This is a genomic window from Streptomyces sp. NBC_00335, assembly GCF_036127095.1.
Lineage (GTDB): Bacteria > Actinomycetota > Actinomycetes > Streptomycetales > Streptomycetaceae > Streptomyces.
In genome coordinates this window covers 6153999-6174353 of record NZ_CP108006.1, presented here as the reverse complement: position 1 = coordinate 6174353, position 20355 = coordinate 6153999, and the positions used below count along the sequence as shown (strand labels likewise).

Sequence of the window (20355 nt, the reverse complement as noted above, 5' to 3'; positions counted from 1 at the left end):
TCCAGCCCCCCGAGCACGGAAATCGAGGCCCCTACGATGCGCGCACCGTACAAACACAACCAGCGGATCAGCGCGATCATCGCGGCGGCCGGAGCCGTCGCCCTGATCACCGGTGCGATCGTGGTGGGCCTGGCCGGGGAAGAGGCGGCGGCGGACCCGGACTCGGCGCAGCACCAGCAGATCGAGGCCCCCGCCCCGCTCCAGGTGGGCTCGGCCCTGGTGCGCGCGGCCGAGGACGGGGGCAAGGTCGTCAACCTCACCCTGGACGACGGCCCGGACCCGAGGTGGACCCCGAAGGCGCTCGGACTCCTCAAGGCCCACGGCGCGAAGGCCACCTTCTGCCTGACCGGGCCGAACGCGAAGAAGCACCCGGACCTGGTGAAGGAGATCACCTCGGCCGGCCACCGCCTGTGCAACCACGCGGTCAGCCACGACACGGCCATGAACAAGAAAGACGTCGCGTACCAGGAGAGGGAGATCATGGACGCGAAGCGGATGATCGACGAGGCGAGCGGCTCCGCCCGCATCTGGTACTACCGCGCCCCCGGCGGCGCCTTCACCCCCGAGAGCCGCGAGATCGCCGCCCGCAACGGCATGGCCAACCTCGGCTGGAACGTCGACCCCGGCGACTTCAACCGGCCCGGCGCGGACAGGATCGTCAGCACCGTGCAGGACCAGTTGAAGACCAAGGGGCCGACGATCCTCATGCACGACGGGGGTGGCGACCGCTCCCAGTCCGTCGAGGCCCTCGAAAAGCTGCTGCCGTGGCTCAAGGAGCAGGGCTACGGCTTCAGCTTCCCCAAGATCCCCGAGGCGGGCTGAGGCTGAGACCCGCCGGCCCGCCCGGCCCGCCCCCCGCCCGCCGCGCCTACCCGGCGTCGCGGATGAAGGAACGGACCAGCTTGCAGGTCACGTTCGACGGCCGGCGGATGCCCGTCCGGACGGCCATCGTGCGGATCTTGCGGTTGGTGGCGCGCTGAGCGTCATACGTACCCGAGTCGAGCAGCGATATCGCCAGTCGCATGGCCTTCAGCCGCCGGTTGTGGCTCTCGTACCACTCGCGCGGCAGTCCCGCCGGCAGCGGCTTCTTCTTGACGGGATCGATGGTGCGCAGGGTCATGGCAGTGGCCATCTACAGCCTCCCAAAGGCAAGTTGGCGTCCTGTCCTTCTCCTTGAATTTTACCGGCGACCACTGACAAAGGACCTGGCCAGACAGCACCTGGCTAAGCTTTCGAGCATGGAGATCTGGATCAATCCCGCCTGCTCGAAGTGCCGTAGCGCGCTGACGCTCCTGGACGCGGAGGGCGCCGAGTACACCGTCCGCCGCTACCTGGAGGACGTGCCCTCCGAAGCCGAGATCCGCGAGGTCCTGGGCCGCCTCGGCCTGGAGCCCTGGGACATCACCCGCACCTCGGATCCCCTGGCCAAGGTGACCGGCGTACGGGACCTGCCGCGCGAGGAGACCGAAGAGGCCCGCGGGGCCTGGATCAGCCACCTGGCGGCGCACCCGAAGCTGATCCAGCGCCCGATCATCACCGCCGAGGACGGCACGGCGGTGGTGGCCCGCTCGGAGGAGGCCGTCCGCGAAGCCCTCTCGCGCACGCTCTAGCCCGCGAGACCCGCGAGGCCCGCGTTCACGAACTCCACGGCGCGCCCCGTCTGCTGCTTCCCGGTCGTACCGGGCACCGGGTTGTGGGCGAAGACGAGCCGGCGGCCGGCGTGCTCGGTCGCGAACACCCCGGTCGACCAGCCGGGGCCGAAGCCCGTCTTGCCCCAGACCGTGGTGCCGGCCGTCTCGTGGCGCATCAAGCCGGCCGCGCTGAAGCAGGCCTTCGGCGACAGGCACTTGTTCTCCGCGGCGTTGGGCACGTCCGGGACCTCGTACAGGTGCCGCTGCTGGGCGGGCGGCAGCAGTCGGCCGCCCAGCAGTGCGCCCATGAAGCGGTCCAGATCGGCCGCGGTGGAGACCAGGCCGCCCTCCGCCCAGAACCTGGCCATCCGGGGATCCGTCGACATCCGGGTCTGCCGCAGCCCCAGGGGGCGCAGGATGCGGCGCTGCAGCTCCTCCGCGTAGGTCCGGCCGGTTATCCGCTCCACGAGCAGGCCGGCGACGAAGGTGTTCGTCCCGTTGTACTGCTGGACCGTGCCCGGGGCCGGTGTGCGGCCCGAGCCGGTGGCCGCCTCCGTCGCGAACGTCTCCAGCACGAGGGTGCGCGGGTCGGCGGAATCGCTGCCGGCCTTCGGCAGGTCGGCGGTGTGGTCCATGAGCTGCCGGACGGTGACTTCGGCGTAGGCCTCGGGTATCAGGTCGGGCAGGTAGCGGCGCACCGGCGCGTCGATCTCGATCCGGTGCTCCGCGACGAGCCGCAGCACCAGGGCGTTCGTGAACAGCTTGGTGACGCTGCCGATCGGGACCTCCGCGTCCGCGGCGACGGGCCCGCCGGTCCCGGTCCACGGCGTGCGCAGCCCCTCGCCGGACAGCCGCACCAGGGCCCCCGTCGAGATCCCGTCGGGCAGGGAGACCAGCAAGGCCCGCAGTGCGGCGGGATCGCGGGTGACCGCCTGCCGGGCGTACGCCGGGGTGGCGGCGGAGCCGTCGGACCCGCCGGTCGCCGCCAGTGCGGCCGGGGCACCCGCACCCACGGCAAGGACCGCGAAGGCGATGCCGGTGACGGCGATCCTGCGGGCGGTGCGGGGGCGTGCGTTCATCGGTGGCTCCTGGAGAAGGCGGCTCGGTGGGCTCTGACACCAACACTCCTCCAGCCACCGCGCGTTGCCCATCGGTGATCACCCTGACCCCACCCCGAGGCCACCCCGAAGGGGCCGGGTGGGCAGACCCTGAGGCCTGCCGGCCACAGCCCTACACCCCCTCCGCCCCCTCCGCCCTACGCCCCCGCCACCCGGCGCTGGTGCACCCGCAGCTGGAGGGCCGCGAGATCGAGGAGCGGCGTGGGTACGGCGAGGCCGCGGGCCCTGGCGGTCAGGTCGCCGAGCACGTGCTCGACCTCGGTCGGGTGACCGGCGACCAGGTCCCGGTACATCGACGGGGTCAGCGGCGAGCCCGGCGCGGCCAGCGTCCGTGCGGTAAAGGCGAGTTCGGACTCCGGCACCGGATGCCCGGCGGCGGCCGACACGGCGGCCGCCTCCGAGAGGACCGCGAGGCCGAACTCGGTCCCGCCGGGTACGGCGTTGACCTCTCCGACGGCTCCGCGCGCCAGGGAGGTGACCGCCACCAGGCTGGTGATGAAGACCCACTTGTGCCACATGGCGCCCACGATGTCCGGCACTTCGGGGGTGTCGATGCCCGCCCCGGCCAGCACCTCGCGCACGGCGTCCACCCGCGCCGAGGGACGGCCGTCGAGTTCGCCGGTGAGCAGCACGGTGGGCGGGGCCAGCCGGAGGATGTCGCCGTGCTCGTTCAGGGTGGTGACCACCTTGGCCACCCCGCCGAGCACCGCCGCCTCCCCGAACCGGTCCGTGAGGCGGTCGAGGTGGGCCATCCCGTTGAGCAGGGGGAGGATCACCGTGCCGGGACCGACCGCCGGGGCGAGGTCCCGGACGGCCGCTTCGAGGGAGGTGGACTTCACCGACAGCAGGACGAGGTCGTACTTCGGCGCCAGCGCGTCGGCGGTCACGAGCTGCGGGTCGAGGGCGATCTCCTCCCCCGGCCCGCTCACCCGCAGCCCGCGCGCCCGCAGGGCCTCGGCCCGCCGGGGGCGCACCAGGAAGGTGACGTCCCGGCCGGCCCGGGCGAGGCGCGCGCCGAAGTAGCCGCCCGCGGCTCCGGCTCCGACCGTCAGGATCCTCATCCGGCGCCGCCCGCGGGCCGGACGGCCTCGGCCAGGGCGGCGCGGACGGACGCCGCACCGGCAACGGCCCCCGGAGCCTCGCGGAATCCCCCCGGGCCGTCCGTGTCCTCGGCGTACGGGAGGACGTACACGGGCGTGTCGCGCTGGAAGCGCCAGCTCTCGGCGAGCGTCCCCGCGTCGACCGCGTCGTAGCCGAGCAGGTCGAGGAGGCGGGTGGCGGACGCGCGGGCGGCCGGGTCCTCGCCCGCGATCGGCAGGGCCGAGCGGTCCGGGGAGCCGGCCGGGCGGGCGAGGGAGAGCAGGTGCTTGAAGTAGATGTTGTTGAACGCCTTGACGACCTGCGCCCCGGACAGGTGTTCCTGGACGAGCCCGCTGGTGGTGGTCTCCTCCGCCTCCAGGGCGGGGAAGACCCCGTCCCGCTGCGGGTAGTAGTTGAGCGTGTCGAGCACGACCTTGCCCGCCAGGACGTCGGCGGGCAGCTCGCGGTAGTTCTTGAGCGGAATGGTGGCCACGACCCAGTCGCCGGCCGCGGCCGCCTCGGCGGGGGTGGCGGCCCGGGCCCGCGGGCCGAGCTCGGCGACCAGGGTGTCCAGCGTCTCCGGTCCCCTGGAATTGCTGAGGACCACGTCCAGCCCCGCGTCCACGGCGAGCCGCGCGAGGGTGCTTCCGATATTGCCGCTTCCGATGAGTCCAAGAGTTGCCATGCGGGGTTCAAGTCGCCCGCGATCCGGGGTATTCCGCCGCTGCGCCACCGGCGGCGAGGCGTCCCCGCGACCGTCGCGGCCCCACCCCTTCACCTCGGCCCCACCCCGCGCCTCGTAGGGTGGGTCCAGCACAAAGGGGACGTACCGCACCAAAGGATCCATCGTGAACGAGCAGCAGCACCCGAGGCCCACCATGCCCGGCGAGGCTCCGGTGCCGCCGGTGCCGCCGGAGCTCCCGGTGCCCGCGCTCCCCCCGCTCCCCCCGCCCCGCCGCGGCGCCGACTGGATGTTCGGCGGGGTGTACGGGACCGTCCTGGCGTCCGGGCTGCTGGCCGCGCTCGACCAGAAGGGCGGGGAGTACACCCCCTTCTACGATGCCAGCTGGGTGCTCGTCACCGCCGCCACGGCCGGGCTCGCGCACGGGTACTCGCACCACATGAGCACCCATCAGGCCGGCTCCGCGGGCCACCGGTGGCGGATCCTGGGCCGGGCGCTGTGGAACGAGTGGCCCATGATCGCGGCCACCCTGCCCACGGTGCTGCTCCTGCTCGTCGCCGGGCTCACCGACTGGGACTCGCACGGGGTCACTGCCATCGGGCTCGGCGTGAACACCGCGCTGCTGTTCGCCTGGGGCGCCTTCGTGGCCCTCCGGGTCGGCTACAAGCTCGGCTCGGCGCTGCTCATCGGGGTCGCCGACGCCACGATCGGGCTGGCCATCATCGTGGCCAACGCGGTGATCAAGTGACGCCCCCGCCGCGCACGGCGGGGGCGTCACCCGGACCCGGGTGCCCGAGGGCGTCGGGCGCTATCGGGGCAGCTGCCCCTCCGCCTCCGCCAGGATCTCCGTGAGCCGGGCTCCGAACTCCGCCCCCCGTACGTCCGGCACCCCGGTGCGGGCCGAGGTGAGGAGTGCGTCCAGGGCGCGGCCGTAGGCCCCCGGTACGTCGCTCCACTCCGGCAGGCCGAAGACCCCGGCGGTCCCGCGCAGTTCCAGTCCCACCCCGGCGGCCGCGCGCGGGGAGCCGAGGCTGAGCACGGCGGTGCTGGCCGCGCCGGAGCTGTGGCGCAGGGCCAGCTGGACCACGTCGGCGGGGCCGCGGGTGGCGCTGACCTCGGTGACGTCGCCGAGGACCGGAATGAGTACGGACAAGGCGTGCGGGCCCACGTCCCACAGTCCGCCCTTGGCCTTGCGCCAGGGCGAGTCCGCGTAGGCACTGGGCTCGCCGTCGGGCGGGAAGACCGCGCCGAGCCAGTGCGCGGCGGCGGTGAACCAGCCCGTGCGCTCCGCCTGCTCCTCCACCCAGCCGGCGGTCGGCTCGGCGAAGCGCAGGGTGAGGAAGACGACGGAGGCGACCCGGTGCTCGGCGACGGCCTCGGCGACCGCGCGGGCGTCGGCCGGGGTCGTGGCGACGGGTTTGTCGAGCAGCAGGTGACAGCCGGCGGCGGCCGCGCGCACGGCGAGCGGGGCCTGCACGTCGGGCGGGAGCGCGAAGGCCACGGCGTCACAGTCGGCGAACAGCGCGTCGGGGTCTTCGTACACCTTCACCCCGTACTCGCGCGCCAGTTCGGCCGCGGCTTCGGGGCGCCGGCCCCAGACTCCGGCGAACTCGGAGCCGGGGTGGGCGGCGAGGGCGGGGGCGTGCGTGCGGTGGGCCCAGGGGCCGGTGCCCAGCAGGCCGACCCGGGGGCGGGGCCCGGAAGCGGCCTCTGCGGCGGCATCTCCGGCGGACGTCAAATCGTACGAAATGCTCACCCGCCCAGTCTGCCCCACCCGGACGGGCGCTCTGACGCCAACCCTCTCGACCGCGCCCACCTGCGGAGTAAACCTCGGTAACACGGGGTTCACATACGGGCAACGGAAGAGAAATCGCGAGCGGGCACGCTGCGGTCTACACCGCAGAACGAATTCGCAGTACGCGAGCCACAGGGACGTGAACCGCCGTACGCGATCCGCAGGACGCAACGCAGCACCCGCAGAGTCTGCGCCGGAGCGACGCACCGAAGGATGGGGCCCGTGAGCTACAAGGCTGAGTACATCTGGATCGACGGAACCGAGCCGACTGCGAAGCTCCGCTCCAAGACCAAGATCATGGCGGACGGCGGCGCGCTGCCGATCTGGGGCTTCGACGGTTCGAGCACCAACCAGGCCGAGGGCCACGCCTCCGACCGCGTGCTGCAGCCGGTGTTCACCTGCCCGGACCCGATCCGCGGCGGTGACAACGTCCTCGTCCTGTGCGAGGTCCTGAACATCGACATGACCCCGCACGAGTCGAACACCCGCGCGCTGCTGCGTCCGATCGCCGAGAAGTTCGCCGCTCAGGAGCCGATCTACGGCATCGAGCAGGAGTACACCTTCTTCGACGGCACCCGCCCGCTCGGCTTCCCGGTCAACGGCTTCCCGGCCGCGCAGGGCGGCTACTACTGCGGTGTCGGCTCGGACGAGATCTTCGGCCGCGACATCGTCGAGAAGCACCTGGACCACTGCCTCGCGGCGGGCCTGGCGATCTCCGGCATCAACGCCGAGGTCATGCCCGGCCAGTGGGAGTTCCAGGTCGGCCCGGTCGGCCCCCTGGAGGTCTCCGACCAGCTGTGGATCGCGCGCTGGCTGCTCTACCGCACCGCCGAGGACTTCAACGTCTCCGCGACGCTGAACCCGAAGCCGGTCAAGGGCGACTGGAACGGCGCGGGCGCGCACACCAACTTCTCCACGAAGGCGATGCGCGAGGACTACCGCGCGATCATCTCCGCGGCCGAGTCCCTGGGCGAGGGCAGCAAGCCGCTGGACCACGTCAAGAACTACGGCGCGGGCATCGACGAGCGCCTGACGGGCCTGCACGAGACGGCCCCGTGGAACGAGTACAGCTACGGCGTCTCGGACCGCGGCGCCTCGGTCCGCATCCCGTGGCAGGTGGAGAAGGACGGCAAGGGCTACATCGAGGACCGCCGCCCGAACGCGAACGTGGACCCGTACGTGGTGACCCGCCTCATCACGGACACCTGCTGCACCGCCCTGGAGAAGGACGGCCTGGTCTGACCACGGCCGGCCACCCCTGACAGCACCCCGGCGCCCGTCCTCCCCCCTCGGGGAGGGCGGGCGCCGCGCTGTCGGTGGCGCCTGCCATCGTGTGGACCATGCTGCCCGTCACCCTGCGCACCGAGCCCGCCGAGACCTACCGCCGGCCCGCGCTGCCCCTGCTGTCCGAACTCGTCGGGCGCATCGGCGCCGACGGCGACCACTTCCTCATCGTGGAGCGACTGCCGGACGAACCGGATGTGTTCGCCCAGGTCTGGCACGAGACCGGCGGGGACTACCAGCTGGAGCACCGCGACGGCGCCCCCGACCGGCACTTCCAGGCGTTCGTCGGCACGGCGGCCGAGGTGGTGGACGTGATGGCCCGCTGGGCCCGCCAGGAGAAGGGCTGGGACCTCGGTCCGGCCTGGGAGCGACTGGAGTTTCCGGTGGAGGAGCCGGCCCCGCTCGCCCCCGAGGTGGAGGAGGAGCTGACCGAGCTCGTACGGGACGGGCTCCGGTGCGGTTACGACGACCGGGCGGTGCTGAGCGAGCACGCCGAGGAGTACCTCGTCTCGGGCGGGGTCCGGCCGGTGTCGCGCGCGCAGGCCGAGCACCTGGTGGACCGGCTCTGGCGGGAGCGGCTGGCGGAGCAGGCGCACTGGGTGGGCGAGACCGACCCCGAGCGGCTCGCGCGGGCCTTCGCCTCGCTCGATGCCGCCGGCATCACCGCGCGGGAGAACTTCGCGTGCTGCCGCAACTGCGGCCTCGCGGAGATCCGGGCCGCGGGCCGGGAGGACGCCCGGGGCTTCGTCTTCTTCCACTCGCAGTGCACCGAGGGCGCGGCGGCGGGGGGCGACCTGTGGTTGCTCTACGGGGGCTTCGCGCCGGGCGAGGAGCTCACCGCCGCCGTGGGCCGGCAGGTCACCCGGGCGCTGGACGCGGTGGGGCTGACCTGGTCGTGGGACGGATCCGCCCATGATGCGATACGGGTGACGGAGATGGACTGGAGGAAGCGGCTGGCCGGGTGACGGATTGTCGGGATTGCAATGGTCCGTTCACGCCATGATCACGGAATATGGGATTCCGATCCATAGAGTGAGACGGGGCCTGCCCCGGGGGCCGCGCATCTGCTTGAATGGGGCCATGGCCAGTTACTCGTACACCTCGACAGGTCGCAGCGACCTCGAGCCGTTCTGGCCTTCCCGTCAGGATCACGATTTCGACCGGGTGTGTTGCCGCGCGAAGAACGCGCCGGCCCTCTAAAGCCTCCGGGACCTCGAAAACGACCTCCCCCAGGCCTTCGGTCTGCGCGGTACGACACAAGACGACGCCTTTACGTACGTCTCCTGCCGACTACTCCGCGTGAAAGAGCTGACCACTCATGGCGAACACCCGTTCCTTCGCTTCCGCCTCCTCCGCTGCGACCTCTCCCCTGACCTACCCGAGCTTCCCGCCCAGTCCGCGCCACCGCCTGCGGGCCGTGGACCGCGATGAGGTGGCCCGCGTAGCGGACTTCCTGCCGCCCGGCGCCACCTGGCTGCCCGCTCCCCAGCACACCCTGCCGGCCCTCCCCGGCCAGCCGCCGATGGTCGGCTACCTGGTGCTCGTACCGGCCGACCAGCAGCCGCCGATCGCCTTCTCCCCGCAGTCCGTTCCCGCCGCCCCGACCCCCGGCGCGGCGGCCGTCACCGGCGACGCCCTGGTCCGCATCGACCCCGCGCAGCGCACCGCCGAGGTGGACGGCGAGGTTCTGGACCTGACGTACCTGGAGTTCGAGCTGCTGGCCCATCTGGTCGCGCACCCGCACCGGGTGCACAGCCGCGACCAGCTGGTGACCACCGTCTGGGGCTACGGCCACGTCGGCGACGGCCGCACGGTCGACGTCCACGTCGCGCGGCTGCGCCGCAAGCTGGGCGCCGCCCACCGCGGCGCGATCCAGACCGTGCGCCGCGTGGGGTACAAGTACGCCCCCTGACCGGGACGACGGCGGGCCCGTACTGACGAGGGGGAGTACGGGCCCGGCCCGGGCGGGGTGGACCACGCGGCCCGGACCGGGCCAACTCGGGCCATCACAAAGGGGATTTCCTCGCACATCCGTGCTGATCAGGCCCGGTCCCTGACGTAGGCTTTTCCGTCGTGACCATCGGAACCGGCAGCGTACTTGCCCCACTTGAGCCCCAGGACCCCCGCGAGACCGCCGGCTACCGGCTGACCGCCCGGATCGGCGAGGGCGGCATGGGAACCGTCTACCTCTCGCACACCCGCGGCGGGCAGCCGGTCGCACTGAAGCTGATCCGCCGGGAGTTCGGGCAGGACCCGGACTTCCGGAGCCGGTTCGAACAGGAGGTGCGGGCCGCGCGCCGGGTGCAGGGCTACCACCTCGTGCCGGTCCTCGACCACGACACCACGGGCGCCCTGCCCTGGCTCGCCTCGGAGTTCGTACCGGGACTGTCGCTGCACGACACCCTGAACGCCTACGGTCCGCTCCCGCTGGGCGCCGTCTTCCAGCTGATCGGCTGCACGGCGCGGGCCCTCGGCTCCATCCACGCCGCGGGGGTCGTGCACCGCGACCTGAAGCCCGCCAACCTGCTGCTCGGCGCGGCTGGGCCCTACGTCATCGACTTCGGGATCGCCCGGGCCGCCGACAGTACGCAGCTCACCCGCACCGGCGGGGTCATCGGCACCCCGCAGTACATGTCCCCCGAACACGCGCTGGGCGGCGAGGTCACCACCGCGAGCGACCTGTTCTCGGTCGGGCTCATCGCCGCCGTCGCGGCCACCGGGCGGCATCCCTACGGGGAGGGCGGGGCCACCGCCCTCGGCGTGCGGATCGCCAACACCGACCGGCTGCCCCCGGACCTGAGCGGCTACCCGCTGGAACTGCGGCCGCTGCTGGAGCGCTGCCTGACGGCGGATCCGGCGGAGCGGATCGGCACGGACGAACTCGCCGCGCTGTGCGAACTGTTCGCCAAACGGCCGCTGAACGATTTCGACGGCTGGCTCCCGGAGCCGGTCGGGCAGGAGATCGCCCGCCGGGTGCAGGCCGCGGCGAATCCGCCGGTGCCGACGGTGGCGGACTCGGGTGCGGCGGCGGCCGCCGGTGGTGGTGGCGCCTTCGGCCCGGCCGGTACGGGACCGGGGACCGGGACCTCCGGTGCCTTCGGCGGGGTCCACGACGCGGACACGGCCTTCGCGCCGCCCCGGCCCGCCGGGCCGCCGCGGCCGGGCCACCCGACGCCCGTACCGCCGGTCTCGGTCGCGGCTCCGGCTTCGGCTCCGGCTTCGGCTCCGGCTTCGGCTTCGGCTTCGGCTCGGAAGGGCTTCCGTGGCGGGCTCGTCGCCGCCTCCCTCGTCGCGGCCGTCCTCTCGGGAGCCGGCACGGTCTGGCTGCTGGACGAGGACGACTCCAAGGACGACGCGAAGGCACCCGCCGCCCGGCAGGAGACCCCGGCCGCTCCCGTGCCCGGATCACCGGATCCGGCCAAGGCCTCCTCCGCGCCGAAGACCTCGCCCTCGGCCTCCGCCCCGCCGAAGACCGCGTACACGGTGGTCTTCCAGGACAAGCCCCTGACGCTGCGCGCACCCTCCTCCAGCACCGGAACCCACGTCGACCTGGACGCTCCGAAGGTCATTCCCAACGGGGAGATCGGCGAGGACCGGGACATGGAGCTCACCTACCACGACTGGAGCGACGCGGGCCTGGTCTTCCAGACGGCCACGGGCAAGAGCACGGGCAGCGCGCCGGAGGAGTGCAAGGACGCCGTCGCCACCAACGCCCTGGCCTCCAAGCTGACGAGCGACCAGCTCGAGCGGGGCAAGGAGCTCACGAAGGGCACCGTGCTGTGCACGGTCACCAGCGACGGGAACCTGGCGATGCTCCGCATCACCGAGGTGGTGCCCAAGAAGGGGGGCTTCCGCCCCGTGCCCGACTACGTCACCGCACTCACCCTCTGGAAGATCGGCTGACGCCGTGGGCCCGGGCTCCTCGGGAGGAGGCCCGGGCCCACGAACGGTGATCTAGACCTCGGCGCCGGCCCCGGCCCCGGCCCCGCGCCTCGACGCGACGAAGCCCAGTGCCAGGTCCCCCGCGAGGAACACCAGCAGGCTGATGCCCAGCATCGGTACGAACCAGCCCACGACGGCCGTCGCCGCGGCCAGCGGCAGCAGCAGCGTCACCGGCAGCTTCCGCCACGCCCCGCGCGGCTGGGGGCGGCCGGCCGAGAGCGTGCGCTCCTTGGTCGGGCGGCGCAGCCACCACATGCGGTAGCCCCAGACGACCATGAACATCACCAGGACCGCCAGCGCGGCCAGCGCCAGCTGGTTGGCGAGCCCGAAGGTCAGGCCCATGTGCAGGTCGATGCCGAAGCGGGTCAGCTGGGCGAGCAGCGGGTGGTCGGCGAAGCGGAGTTCGTCCATGACCCGGCCGTCTGCGGGGTCCACGGAGACCGCGTCCAGGTGCACCGGCACCTGCTTGTCCTGCTCCTTGACCACGTACCCCTTGCCCGGGGTGGGCAGGCTGATCCGCAGCGACTCGGTGACTCCGGCGGACCGGGCCGCCGCCACCGCTCCGTCGATGCCGATGACATCGACCGGGGCGGGCATCGCCGCCTGGTCACCGCCGGCCGCGCCGTGCCCGGCGTGCTCGCCGCCCGCGTCGGCGGCCGGGGCGCCGGGAAGCTTGGCGGCCACGGCCGGGGTGCCCCCGCCGAGGCCGTCCTTGAGTTCCCCGATGTTCTCGCCGGCGTACCTCGACCAGGTCAGGCCGGTGACGGAGAGGCCGACGAGGCCGACCGCGATCCAGACGCCGACGGAGCCGTGCCAGGACAGGGTCTTGCGGCGGCCGGTCGCCGTGCGGTCGGGCGCTACGAGGGCGGCCTTACGGGCACGCTTGCGGCCGATCCACAGCGCGAGCCCGCCGAGCGCGACCACCCACAGCCAGCTCGCGGCGAGTTCGCTGTAGTTCCGGCCGAACTCCCCCAGGTGGAGGCTGGAGTGGAACTCGCTCAGCCAGGCCCGCAGCGGCAGCGCGTCCCCGACGGTGGTGAGCTTCCCGCGGACCTCGGCCGTATACGGATCGACGAACACGGTGAGGGTCTCGCCCTCGGCGAGTCCCGGGCTCTCCATGATCACCCGGGTGGTGGCGTCCGCCTCGGGCGCGGGCCATACGGCCGTCACCTTGCCCTGGGGCGCGGCGTTCACGGCCGCGGCGACCTGCGCGCCGAGCGGCTGCGCGCTCGCGCCGACGCGGTCGACCGTCAGCTCGTCGGAGTAGAGGATCTTCTCGGCCTGCCAGGAGCCGGCGTAGAGCAACCCGGTGGTGGCGGCGACGAGCAGGAGCGGGGCGATCAGCAGCCCGGCGTAGAAGTGCAGGCGCAGGAGCAGTGGCCGCAGGGCCGCCCAGGTTCCGGGCGTCCGGGCGGGGGCTGGTTCTGCCGCGGCCAGGGGGGTTTCGGGGGCGTCGGGGTCCGCTGCGCGGAGTTCCCCGACCTCTTCGAGAGACATGGGTGTCCTAGGTGTTGGCGAAGACATGGGTGAGGGGCCCCAGGTCTCGCCTCCCCGGTCAGGGGTGCGCCGTTCGGTCAGGCGCGGGCAGGACGGCCGGGGGCCGTGATGCGGATCCGTCCGCGCGCGGGCGGCCCGCGCCGCTCGGCGGTGTGCGCGTGCACGGCACCGCGCAGGGTGCGCGGCCGCTCGTACCCGGCGGGCGGGAACGCCCGCGCCGGCGGTACGGGGATCGCACGCGCCCGGAGTAGGGCGAGGACCCGGGAGAGCGGCCGGGCGGCGAGCAGCGCCCCGGCCGCGAGGGCGGCGGCGAGCCGGAAGACGGCGGCCTCGCCCCAGGCCAGCCAGAGCGCGCAGAACAGCCCGGCGAGGGCGTGCGCGGCGATCATGCCGAGCCCGTCATGGGCGTGGCCGGCGGCCACGTCACCCATGCCGGCCATACCGCTCATGCCCTCCATGCCGCTCACGGAGTGCACGCCGTGCAGGGCGTCGGCGGCCTCCCTGCCGGCACCGGCACTCGCGCCCATGTCCATACCCGCGCCCGCATCCGCATCCGCCCGATGCCGTCCACCGGCCGGGGAAGAGGAGAACAGGAGGTGCAGGACCGCCTGTACGGCGAGCAGCGACGCGGCGATGGGGAGCGGTCCGCGCCGGCGCCCGGCGGAGAGCCAGGCGAGCCCTCCGGTCAGCCCGAATGCGGACAGAAGCACCAGCGCGGGAAGGTCCGTACCGGACATGTACGAATGCCCCGCCGCACCCAGTGCGACGGCCACCGCCGCGAATACCGCGGCCCGGGTGGCGCGCATCGGCGCGGGGCTGTGTGACATGACCTGGGAATGTTGCCACGGCCCCCCGCCTCGCAAAAGGGCGCCCCCGTGGCCGATCATGGTCCGATGAGCCCCCTGCCGTTGACGGTCCCGATGAGCACGGTGTACACGGGCGCGGTCCAGCTCGGGGCGTACGCCCTGGAGCGGCTGGATCCCGCGGCGCGGGAGCGGCTGCTGCGCCGCTGCTCCACCAACGCCGAGAACCTGGACGCCGGCCGCTGGGAGACCCTGGCGGCCAGCGCCTTCCTCGTCGAGGAGCCGATGCCGCTGGCGTACGCGCTCCTGCTGGCGGCCGTCCTCGGGTACGCCGAGTACGCCTACGGTGCCTGGTGGACGGCGGCCGCCTTCCTGTTCGGGCACGTCACGGCCACCCTCCTGGTCTACGGGGTGCTCCGCCGGACGGCCGGCCCCCGGACCCGGCGAGCGGTGGACGTGGGCACCAGCTACGGCTTCAACACCGTGCTCGGGGCGCTGACCTCGGCGCTCCCGCGCGGGCCGGTGCGCACCACCGCCCGGGCCGGGCTGCTGGCGCTCGCCGTCCGGCCGGTACTGCGGCGGGAGCGGAGCTTCACCGACGCCGGGCACCTGGTGGCACTGGGGCTCGGCCTCGGGGTCTCGCTGGCCGCCGATTACCTTTCCGGAGCGAAATCTCCGAAAATCATAGGGATGACACGCGTCACCCAGCGCACTTCGTCCTGAGCCATCCATTTCTCTGATCATTCGATTCTCTGATCAGATTTCTCCGATCAGTTGGAGCCGCCACGATGACCGCCACCCCCGCCACGACCGTCGCCAACCTCCGGGACCTCGGCGGTACCCCGCTCGCCGACGGCCGCAGGGTCCGCCCGGGCCTGGCGCTGCGCTCCGGCCAGCTCGACCGGCTCGACCTCGACGTCGACCGGGCCGTGGCCGCCCTGGGCATCGGCACCGTCGTCGATTTCCGCTCCGCCGTCGAGCGCGGCGATCACCCCGACCGGATACCGGCCGGCGCCCGGGTGCTCATAGCCGACGCCCTGGCCGACAAGATCTCGGCCGACAGCACCGGCGACGGCGGACCGGGGAAGATTCCCGCCGCCCAGCTCAAGGACCTCCTGTCCGACCCGGTGGTGGCGGAGGAGCACCTGGGCGGCGGCAAGGCGCAGGCCCTGTTCGCCGGCATCTACCGCTCCCTGGTGAGCTCCGCCTCCGCGCAGGCCGCGTACCGGCTGCTGATCACCGAGCTCGCCGATCCGCGGTCCGGGCCGCTGCTCTTCCACTGCACGGCGGGCAAGGACCGTACGGGCTGGGGCGCGACCGTGGTCCTGTCCCTGCTCGGCGCCGACGACGAGACGCTGATGAGCGAGTACCTGTCGGTCAACCCGGCGGTGCGGATCGCCTTCGCCCCGATGATCGAGGGCTTCACGGCGGCCGGCGGCGACCCGGACATCGCGCTGGCGCTGATCGGCGTCTTCCCCTCCTACCTGGAGGCCGCGCTGGACGAGGTGAACACGCGCTACGGCTCGATGGAGAAGTACGTGCGCGAGGGCCTCGGCGTCCCCGACGAAACGGTCGAGGCCCTGCGCGCCCGCCTCATCGTCTGAGCCTTCCGGCGGGATCCTCCCGGCCGCGCCGGGAGAGCCGGTCCGAACACGCGCGCTGGGACCCGGTGACCATCCGACCATTCGCTCGTTCTGCTGAACGTGACTGCGCCGGATACCGCCACCCGCCCCCTCCCGCCCGATGTCGAGCAGGCCGAGGCCGCCATCGTCGAGCACTATCCGCGGCTGGTGCGGCTGGCCTATCTGGTGCTGCCGCCCGCCCTCGGCCGCAACCGGCGGGTGCTCACCGCCCACTCGCTGGCCCAGCGCGCCCTGCCGCGCGGGCGGCGGGACGGGGCGGCCGCGCAGGCGGCGGTGCAGGGCGGGGTTCCGGGGCAGCGGGGTGGGGCGGGGCCCGAGTCCGGGTACGCGTACGTGCGGCTGCGCGTGCTGCGCTCCGCCCTCGAAGCCGGGATCCCGGTCACGTTCCGCGCGCTGCCCCGGCGGGCCCAACTGCCTCCGCTGCTGCCCCAGGTGTGGGGGCTGCGGCTGTTCCCGCGCTCGGGCGGGGCCGAGGAGCTGGCGCTCGACCAGTGGCTGGCCACCCTCGACGGGCCGGGCCGCGCCGCGTGCGTACTGCGGGCGCTGGAGCGGCTGCCCGAGCCCGAGGTGCTGCGGGTGCTGACCGAGGCGGGCGTGGCCAATCCGGCCGCCGCCGTCGCGGAGTCGGGGGATCCGTCGACCGACGAGCTGTTCGCCTCCCCCGAGTTCGACCCCTGCGTGCTCCAGGCCCGGCCCACCGACCTGCTGCGCCGCCGCCGGCTCGTGCGGGCCGGGATCGCCGCCGGGGTCGCCCTCGCCGTGTGCGGGGTCCTGCTCGCGCTGCCCGGCGGCGGGTGGGGGTCCGACGGGGCCGCCGCACCGCTCTACGCCAGGAACGCGGCGGCGGAGCAGGCCCTGGACCCCGGGCAGCTGGTCCGGGTCGCCCCCACGGTCTGGGGCACCTCCTCCCGCACCGACTACTCCGGCTGGCCCGCGCGCGGCGACCGCGTCGACGATGCCGCGCTGCTGCGGCGGGCGCTGGCCGTCTGGGCCCGGCCGGGCCGCTCGGTCGTGGTCTCGGCCACCCCGGGCACCCCGTCCGGGCCGCCGATGGGGCCCCCGCAGCTGCTGTTCGCCGGGACCGTGGACCAGGCCGTCGTGGTGCTCCTCTACGACGGCCTGCGCGTGGCGCGGTACGCCGAACCGCTCTCCGGCACCGATATCGCCGCCCTCGACTTCGCCCGGACCGACGGCGCCTCGGCGGACACGGCGGCGGCCCTGGTGCTCAGCCGGGTCGACGGCAACGTCCGCTATCTGGCGGCGCCGTGGGTGAAGGGCGTGACCCGGCGGGACCTGCTGAAGCCGGCGGACGCCCCGACCCGACTGGAGCTGACGCCGCAGGGGGTCACTCCGCCGGTGCCGAGCCCCGCCCCGGACGGCACCTGTACGAGCTGGAACGCCCTGGCCGTGACCGGCGACGGCTCGACCCGGCTGATCACCGACCTGGGCGAGCTGACCCCGGCCCGGCTGACCTCGGGGGCGCCGGGCGCCGAGCGGAACGTGACGGAGGGCGCGGAGCTCGGCGACTGGTCGCGGATCGCGTGCCTGCTGCCCTCGGTGCGCTCGCACGGGGTGCGCACGGTCAACGCGTGGACGTACGCGAAGCAGCCCTTGCCGGAGGGCGACGGCACGGCGACCTGGCTGTGCACCCGTGCGGAGACCTGGCAGGGCACGGCGGACCGGGTGCAGGCGCAGTTCCTGGCCCCGGGCGCGCCGCTGGCGGCGCAGGCGGCGAAGGCCGAGGGCTCGCCGGCGTGCGGGCCGCGGGAGCCGCGGGTGCTGGCCGGGGTGCTCTGGAAGTCGAAGGCCGGGCAGTGGTACGTACTGGCGGCGGGCAGTGCGCAGTTCGCTTCGCTGACCGTGGGCGGCGGACAGGTGAGCGGGGTCGCGGTGGGCAACCGGCTGGCGGTGAAGGCTCCGGCCGGGGCGCAGGTGGAGCTGACGGGGAAGCTCACGGACGGCTCGAAGGCAGGGGTGTTGAGGTAGTCCCGGCCCCGTGCCGATCCCCGCGCCCATCCCCGCACCGGGCCCGTGCACGGGCCCGGCACCGGCCCGGCTCCCAGCCCGGCCCGGTGCCGGCAGGAAGTGGCGGTAGAGGGGTTTCCCTCCCCTCTACCCATCAGTACATTGACGCCATGTCTAATACGCCGCCCGCGTCGCCCGCCCCCGTGGCGTCTCCACCCATGGATCTCAAGCCCCGCAACGTGTCCTTCTCCTGGGAGGACACCCCGCTCCACTGGCTGCCCGGCGACCCCTTCGCCAACCACACCATCAACGTGCTGCACCTGCTGCTCCCTGCGGGCGAGCGCTGGTTCGTGCACGTCTACAAGCAGGTGCTCCCGTACATCACGGACGAGCGACTGCGCGAGGACGTCGTCGGGTTCATCGGCCAGGAGGCCATGCACGCGAGCGCGCACGACGACGTGCTCCCCCACCTCAAGCGGCTGGGTCTGGACCCGACGCCCTACACGGCGCAGATCGACTGGCTCTTCGAGAAGATGCTCGGCGACCGGACCCTGCCGCCCGGCAAGCCCCGCAAGTGGTGGCTGATGGAGCGCGTGGCGATGATCGCCGCGATCGAGCACTACACGGCCTTCCTGGGCAACTGGGTGCTCAACGCGGACGAGCTGGACCGGCGCGGCGCGGACCCGATGATGCTGGACCTGCTGCGCTGGCACGGCGCGGAGGAGGTCGAGCACCGGTCGGTGGCCTTCGACCTGTTCATGCACCTGGACGGCAACTACCGCCGCCGGGCGCGCACCTGGGCCACGGCCTTCACCGCGCTGGTCTTCCTGTGGCAGCGCGGATCGCGCTACTTCATGGAACACGACCCCGGACTCCCGCCCGGGTCCAAGGCCTCGGTGGGCCAGTTCTACCGCTCGGGCCGCAAGGGGACCCTGCCGTCCACGGGCGCGATGCTGAAGTCGATACCGACCTACCTCTCGCGTACGTACCACCCCTCGCAGGAGGGCTCCACGGCGCAGGCCGTCGCCTACCTGGCCTCCTCGCCCGGCGCCAACGGCGGTTCCCACGGCCCGAACGGCGGTGCCCGCGGATGAGGCGCGCCCTCACGGTGACCGCGCTCGCGGGCGCCGCATGGCTGGCGAAGCGGGCGATCGGCCGGCGCATCGACTCCGGATCGCCCCTCTGGCCGCTGCCCGCGCTGGAGACCCCGGTCTCGGGGTACTCGCCGCGGCGGTGGATCCCGGCACTGATCGTCTCCCGTACGGAGCCCGCGGACGGGGTGCTGTCCCTGACCCTGGAATCGGCGGACCTCCCGGAGTGGGCCCCGGGCGCGCACCTGGACGTGCAGCTCCCCTCGGGGCTGGTCCGCCAGTACTCCCTGTGCGGAGACCCCTCCGACCTGGGCCGCTACACGATCGCGGTCCGGCTCGTCGAGGACGGCCGCGGCGGCTCGCGCGAGGCGCACGCCCAGCTGGTGGAGGGCGCGGAGCTCCCGGTCCGCCCGCCCCGCAACCGCTTCCCGCTCGTCCCGGCCCCGTCCTACGCCTTCGTCGCGGGCGGGATCGGCATCACCCCGGTCCTGCCGATGCTCCGGGCGGCGACGGCGGCCGGCGCGGACTGGACCCTGCTCTACGGGGGCCGCTCGCGGGCCTCGATGCCCTTCCTTGCCGAACTCGCCCGGTACGGGGACCGGGTCACGGTCGTCCCCGAGGACGAGGCGGGCCTCCCCGACCTGAGCGTGCTCGGCGCCCTGGGCCCGCGGACCCTGGTCTACTGCTGCGGCCCGGCCCCCCTGATGGCGGCGGTCGAGGCGGCCGCCCCGGCGGGCACCCCGGTCCACCTGGAGCGCTTCTCCCCGGCGGCCGCGGGCGGGGACGCGAAGGCCTTCACGGTGGAACTGCACCGCTCGGGGCGGGTCGTGGAGGTGGCGGCGACGGAATCCGTCCTGACCGCCGTCCGCCGGGAGCTGCCCGGTACCCCGTACTCCTGCGAGCAGGGCTTCTGCGGCACCTGCCAACACCGGGTCCTGGCCGGGGACATCGACCACCGCGACACCCTCCTCACCGACGGCGAACGCGAGGACTCCATGCTGCTGTGCGTCTCCCGCGCGGCCTCGGAGCGCCTGGTCCTGGACCTGTAGGGGGCCGCCGAGGGGCTGCGCAGTAGGGTGTCCGCATGACAACCGGGGTGCGGCGCAGGATGGGTGTCGAGGAGCGGCGGCAGCAGCTGATCGGGGTGGCGCTGGAGCTGTTCAGCCACCGGTCGCCCGACGACGTGTCCATCGACGAGATCGCGGCGGCCGCGGGGATATCGCGGCCGCTCGTCTACCACTACTTTCCCGGCAAGCTGAGCCTCTACGAGGCTGCGCTGCGGCGGGCCGCCGACGAGCTCGCGCTGCGGTTCGTGGAGCCCCGGGAGGGGCCGCTCGGAGCCCGGTTGCTCCGGGTCATGGGGCGGTTCTTCGCCTTCGTCGACGACCACGGGCCCGGCTTCTCGGCCCTGATGCGGGGCGGTCCGGCGGTCGGCAGCAGCCGGGCCAACGCGATGATCGACGAGGTGCGGCAGGCGGCGTACGAGCAGATCCTCTCGCACCTGGGCCTCGACCGGCAGGCCCCGCCCGCGCGGCTGGAACTCGTGGTGCGCTCGTGGGTGTCGCTGGCCGAGTCGACGGCGCTGATCTGGCTGGACGGCCGGCGGATCCCGCGCGCCGAGCTGGAGTTGCAGCTGGTGCACGACTTCGCGGCGCTGGCCGCGGTGAGCGCCGCCTACGACGCGGAGATGGCGGGAATCCTCGTACGGATCCTCGTGGACGAGCCGGCCGACGGGCCGTTCGGGGAGCTGGTGGGGCGGCTGGTGGCCCTGGTTCCCACGGGATCCGGCCCCTCGGTGCCCGGTCCGCGTTGATGGATCGTCCT

Annotated in this window: 20 protein-coding genes; 13 read left to right on the top strand and 7 right to left on the bottom strand. The window is 73.6% G+C overall.

Annotated features, from left to right (window positions below; all coding sequences use genetic code 11):
• Nucleotides 1-36: 36 nt before the first annotated feature.
• A complete protein-coding gene (locus OHA37_RS28025; RefSeq protein WP_266909340.1) occupies nucleotides 37-822 on the top strand; it encodes a polysaccharide deacetylase family protein in 786 nt (261 codons plus the stop codon).
• Between the two features lie 46 nt (nucleotides 823-868).
• Here OHA37_RS28025 and OHA37_RS28020 read toward each other — a convergent pair whose 3' ends face one another.
• Complete coding sequence (locus tag OHA37_RS28020) at nucleotides 869-1132, bottom strand: hypothetical protein (RefSeq protein ID WP_266909339.1); 264 nt, start codon at nucleotides 1130-1132, stop codon at nucleotides 869-871.
• A gap of 106 nt (nucleotides 1133-1238) precedes the next feature.
• On the opposite strand from OHA37_RS28020, the gene OHA37_RS28015 reads away from it, so the two are divergent.
• The gene (locus tag OHA37_RS28015) at nucleotides 1239-1610 is read left to right on the top strand and encodes an ArsC/Spx/MgsR family protein (protein ID WP_266909338.1); all 372 of its coding nucleotides are present in this window, start codon (nucleotides 1239-1241) and stop codon (nucleotides 1608-1610) included.
• Here OHA37_RS28015 and OHA37_RS28010 read toward each other — a convergent pair.
• The 3 genes from OHA37_RS28010 to OHA37_RS28000 form a co-directional block, all read right to left on the bottom strand.
• Entirely contained in the window at nucleotides 1607-2710 is a 1104-nt protein-coding gene (locus tag OHA37_RS28010; RefSeq protein WP_266909337.1) for a serine hydrolase domain-containing protein, read from the bottom strand. The genes OHA37_RS28015 and OHA37_RS28010 overlap by 4 nt on opposite strands.
• Nucleotides 2711-2886: 176 nt before the next feature.
• Entirely contained in the window at nucleotides 2887-3810 is a 924-nt protein-coding gene (locus tag OHA37_RS28005; RefSeq protein ID WP_266909336.1) for a ketopantoate reductase family protein, read from the bottom strand.
• Nucleotides 3807-4514: an NADPH-dependent F420 reductase gene (locus OHA37_RS28000; protein WP_266909335.1), complete on the bottom strand. Its 708-nt coding sequence runs from the start codon at nucleotides 4512-4514 to the stop codon at nucleotides 3807-3809. Before OHA37_RS28000 ends, OHA37_RS28005 begins: the two co-directional genes overlap by 4 nt.
• 163 nt (nucleotides 4515-4677) lie before the next feature.
• Between OHA37_RS28000 and OHA37_RS27995 the strand changes: the two genes are divergently transcribed.
• Nucleotides 4678-5259: a hypothetical protein gene (locus OHA37_RS27995; protein WP_266909334.1), complete on the top strand. Its 582-nt coding sequence runs from the start codon at nucleotides 4678-4680 to the stop codon at nucleotides 5257-5259.
• 60 nt (nucleotides 5260-5319) lie between these two features.
• Here OHA37_RS27995 and OHA37_RS27990 read toward each other — a convergent pair whose 3' ends face one another.
• Entirely contained in the window at nucleotides 5320-6249 is a 930-nt protein-coding gene (locus OHA37_RS27990) for a Gfo/Idh/MocA family protein (protein ID WP_443046332.1), read from the bottom strand.
• Between the two features lie 279 nt (nucleotides 6250-6528).
• On the opposite strand from OHA37_RS27990, the gene glnII reads away from it, so the two are divergent.
• The 4 genes from glnII to OHA37_RS27970 all read left to right on the top strand — a co-directional run bounded on the left by glnII (nucleotide 6529) and on the right by OHA37_RS27970 (nucleotide 11493).
• On the top strand, nucleotides 6529-7548 hold the full coding sequence (gene glnII, locus OHA37_RS27985; protein WP_266909333.1) for a glutamine synthetase: 1020 nt from the start codon (nucleotides 6529-6531) through the stop codon (nucleotides 7546-7548).
• Between the two features lie 98 nt (nucleotides 7549-7646).
• Nucleotides 7647-8555, top strand: a complete 909-nt coding sequence (locus tag OHA37_RS27980) for a DUF6891 domain-containing protein (protein WP_266909332.1) — start codon at nucleotides 7647-7649, stop codon at nucleotides 8553-8555.
• 353 nt (nucleotides 8556-8908) lie between these two features.
• The gene (locus OHA37_RS27975; protein WP_266909330.1) at nucleotides 8909-9502 is read left to right on the top strand and encodes a winged helix-turn-helix domain-containing protein; all 594 of its coding nucleotides are present in this window, start codon (nucleotides 8909-8911) and stop codon (nucleotides 9500-9502) included.
• Between the two features lie 161 nt (nucleotides 9503-9663).
• Entirely contained in the window at nucleotides 9664-11493 is a 1830-nt protein-coding gene (locus tag OHA37_RS27970; protein ID WP_266909329.1) for a serine/threonine-protein kinase, read from the top strand.
• Between the two features lie 51 nt (nucleotides 11494-11544).
• Here OHA37_RS27970 and OHA37_RS27965 read toward each other — a convergent pair whose 3' ends face one another.
• Together OHA37_RS27965 and OHA37_RS27960 are read right to left on the bottom strand one after the other, a co-directional pair.
• Nucleotides 11545-13029, bottom strand: coding sequence for a PepSY-associated TM helix domain-containing protein (locus tag OHA37_RS27965; protein ID WP_266909328.1), 1485 nt, complete (start codon nucleotides 13027-13029; stop codon nucleotides 11545-11547).
• Nucleotides 13030-13106: 77 nt separating this feature from the next.
• On the bottom strand, nucleotides 13107-13856 hold the full coding sequence (locus OHA37_RS27960) for a hypothetical protein (RefSeq protein ID WP_266909327.1): 750 nt from the start codon (nucleotides 13854-13856) through the stop codon (nucleotides 13107-13109).
• A 66-nt stretch (nucleotides 13857-13922) separates the two neighbouring features.
• On the opposite strand from OHA37_RS27960, the gene OHA37_RS27955 reads away from it, so the two are divergent.
• The 6 genes from OHA37_RS27955 to OHA37_RS27930 all read left to right on the top strand — a co-directional run bounded on the left by OHA37_RS27955 (nucleotide 13923) and on the right by OHA37_RS27930 (nucleotide 20344).
• Nucleotides 13923-14555, top strand: a complete 633-nt coding sequence (locus OHA37_RS27955) for a rhomboid-like protein (RefSeq protein ID WP_266909326.1) — start codon at nucleotides 13923-13925, stop codon at nucleotides 14553-14555.
• Between the two features lie 65 nt (nucleotides 14556-14620).
• Entirely contained in the window at nucleotides 14621-15436 is an 816-nt protein-coding gene (locus tag OHA37_RS27950) for a tyrosine-protein phosphatase (RefSeq protein WP_266909325.1), read from the top strand.
• A gap of 99 nt (nucleotides 15437-15535) precedes the next feature.
• Nucleotides 15536-17461, top strand: coding sequence for a hypothetical protein (locus OHA37_RS27945; protein ID WP_266909324.1), 1926 nt, complete (start codon nucleotides 15536-15538; stop codon nucleotides 17459-17461).
• A 149-nt stretch (nucleotides 17462-17610) separates the two neighbouring features.
• On the top strand, nucleotides 17611-18534 hold the full coding sequence (locus OHA37_RS27940) for a metal-dependent hydrolase (protein WP_266909323.1): 924 nt from the start codon (nucleotides 17611-17613) through the stop codon (nucleotides 18532-18534).
• Nucleotides 18531-19580, top strand: a complete 1050-nt coding sequence (locus OHA37_RS27935; protein ID WP_266909322.1) for a PDR/VanB family oxidoreductase — start codon at nucleotides 18531-18533, stop codon at nucleotides 19578-19580. The genes OHA37_RS27940 and OHA37_RS27935 overlap by 4 nt, the downstream gene beginning before the upstream one ends.
• Before the next feature lie 35 nt (nucleotides 19581-19615).
• Nucleotides 19616-20344, top strand: a complete 729-nt coding sequence (locus OHA37_RS27930; protein WP_266909321.1) for a TetR/AcrR family transcriptional regulator — start codon at nucleotides 19616-19618, stop codon at nucleotides 20342-20344.
• Nucleotides 20345-20355: the final 11 nt, after the last annotated feature.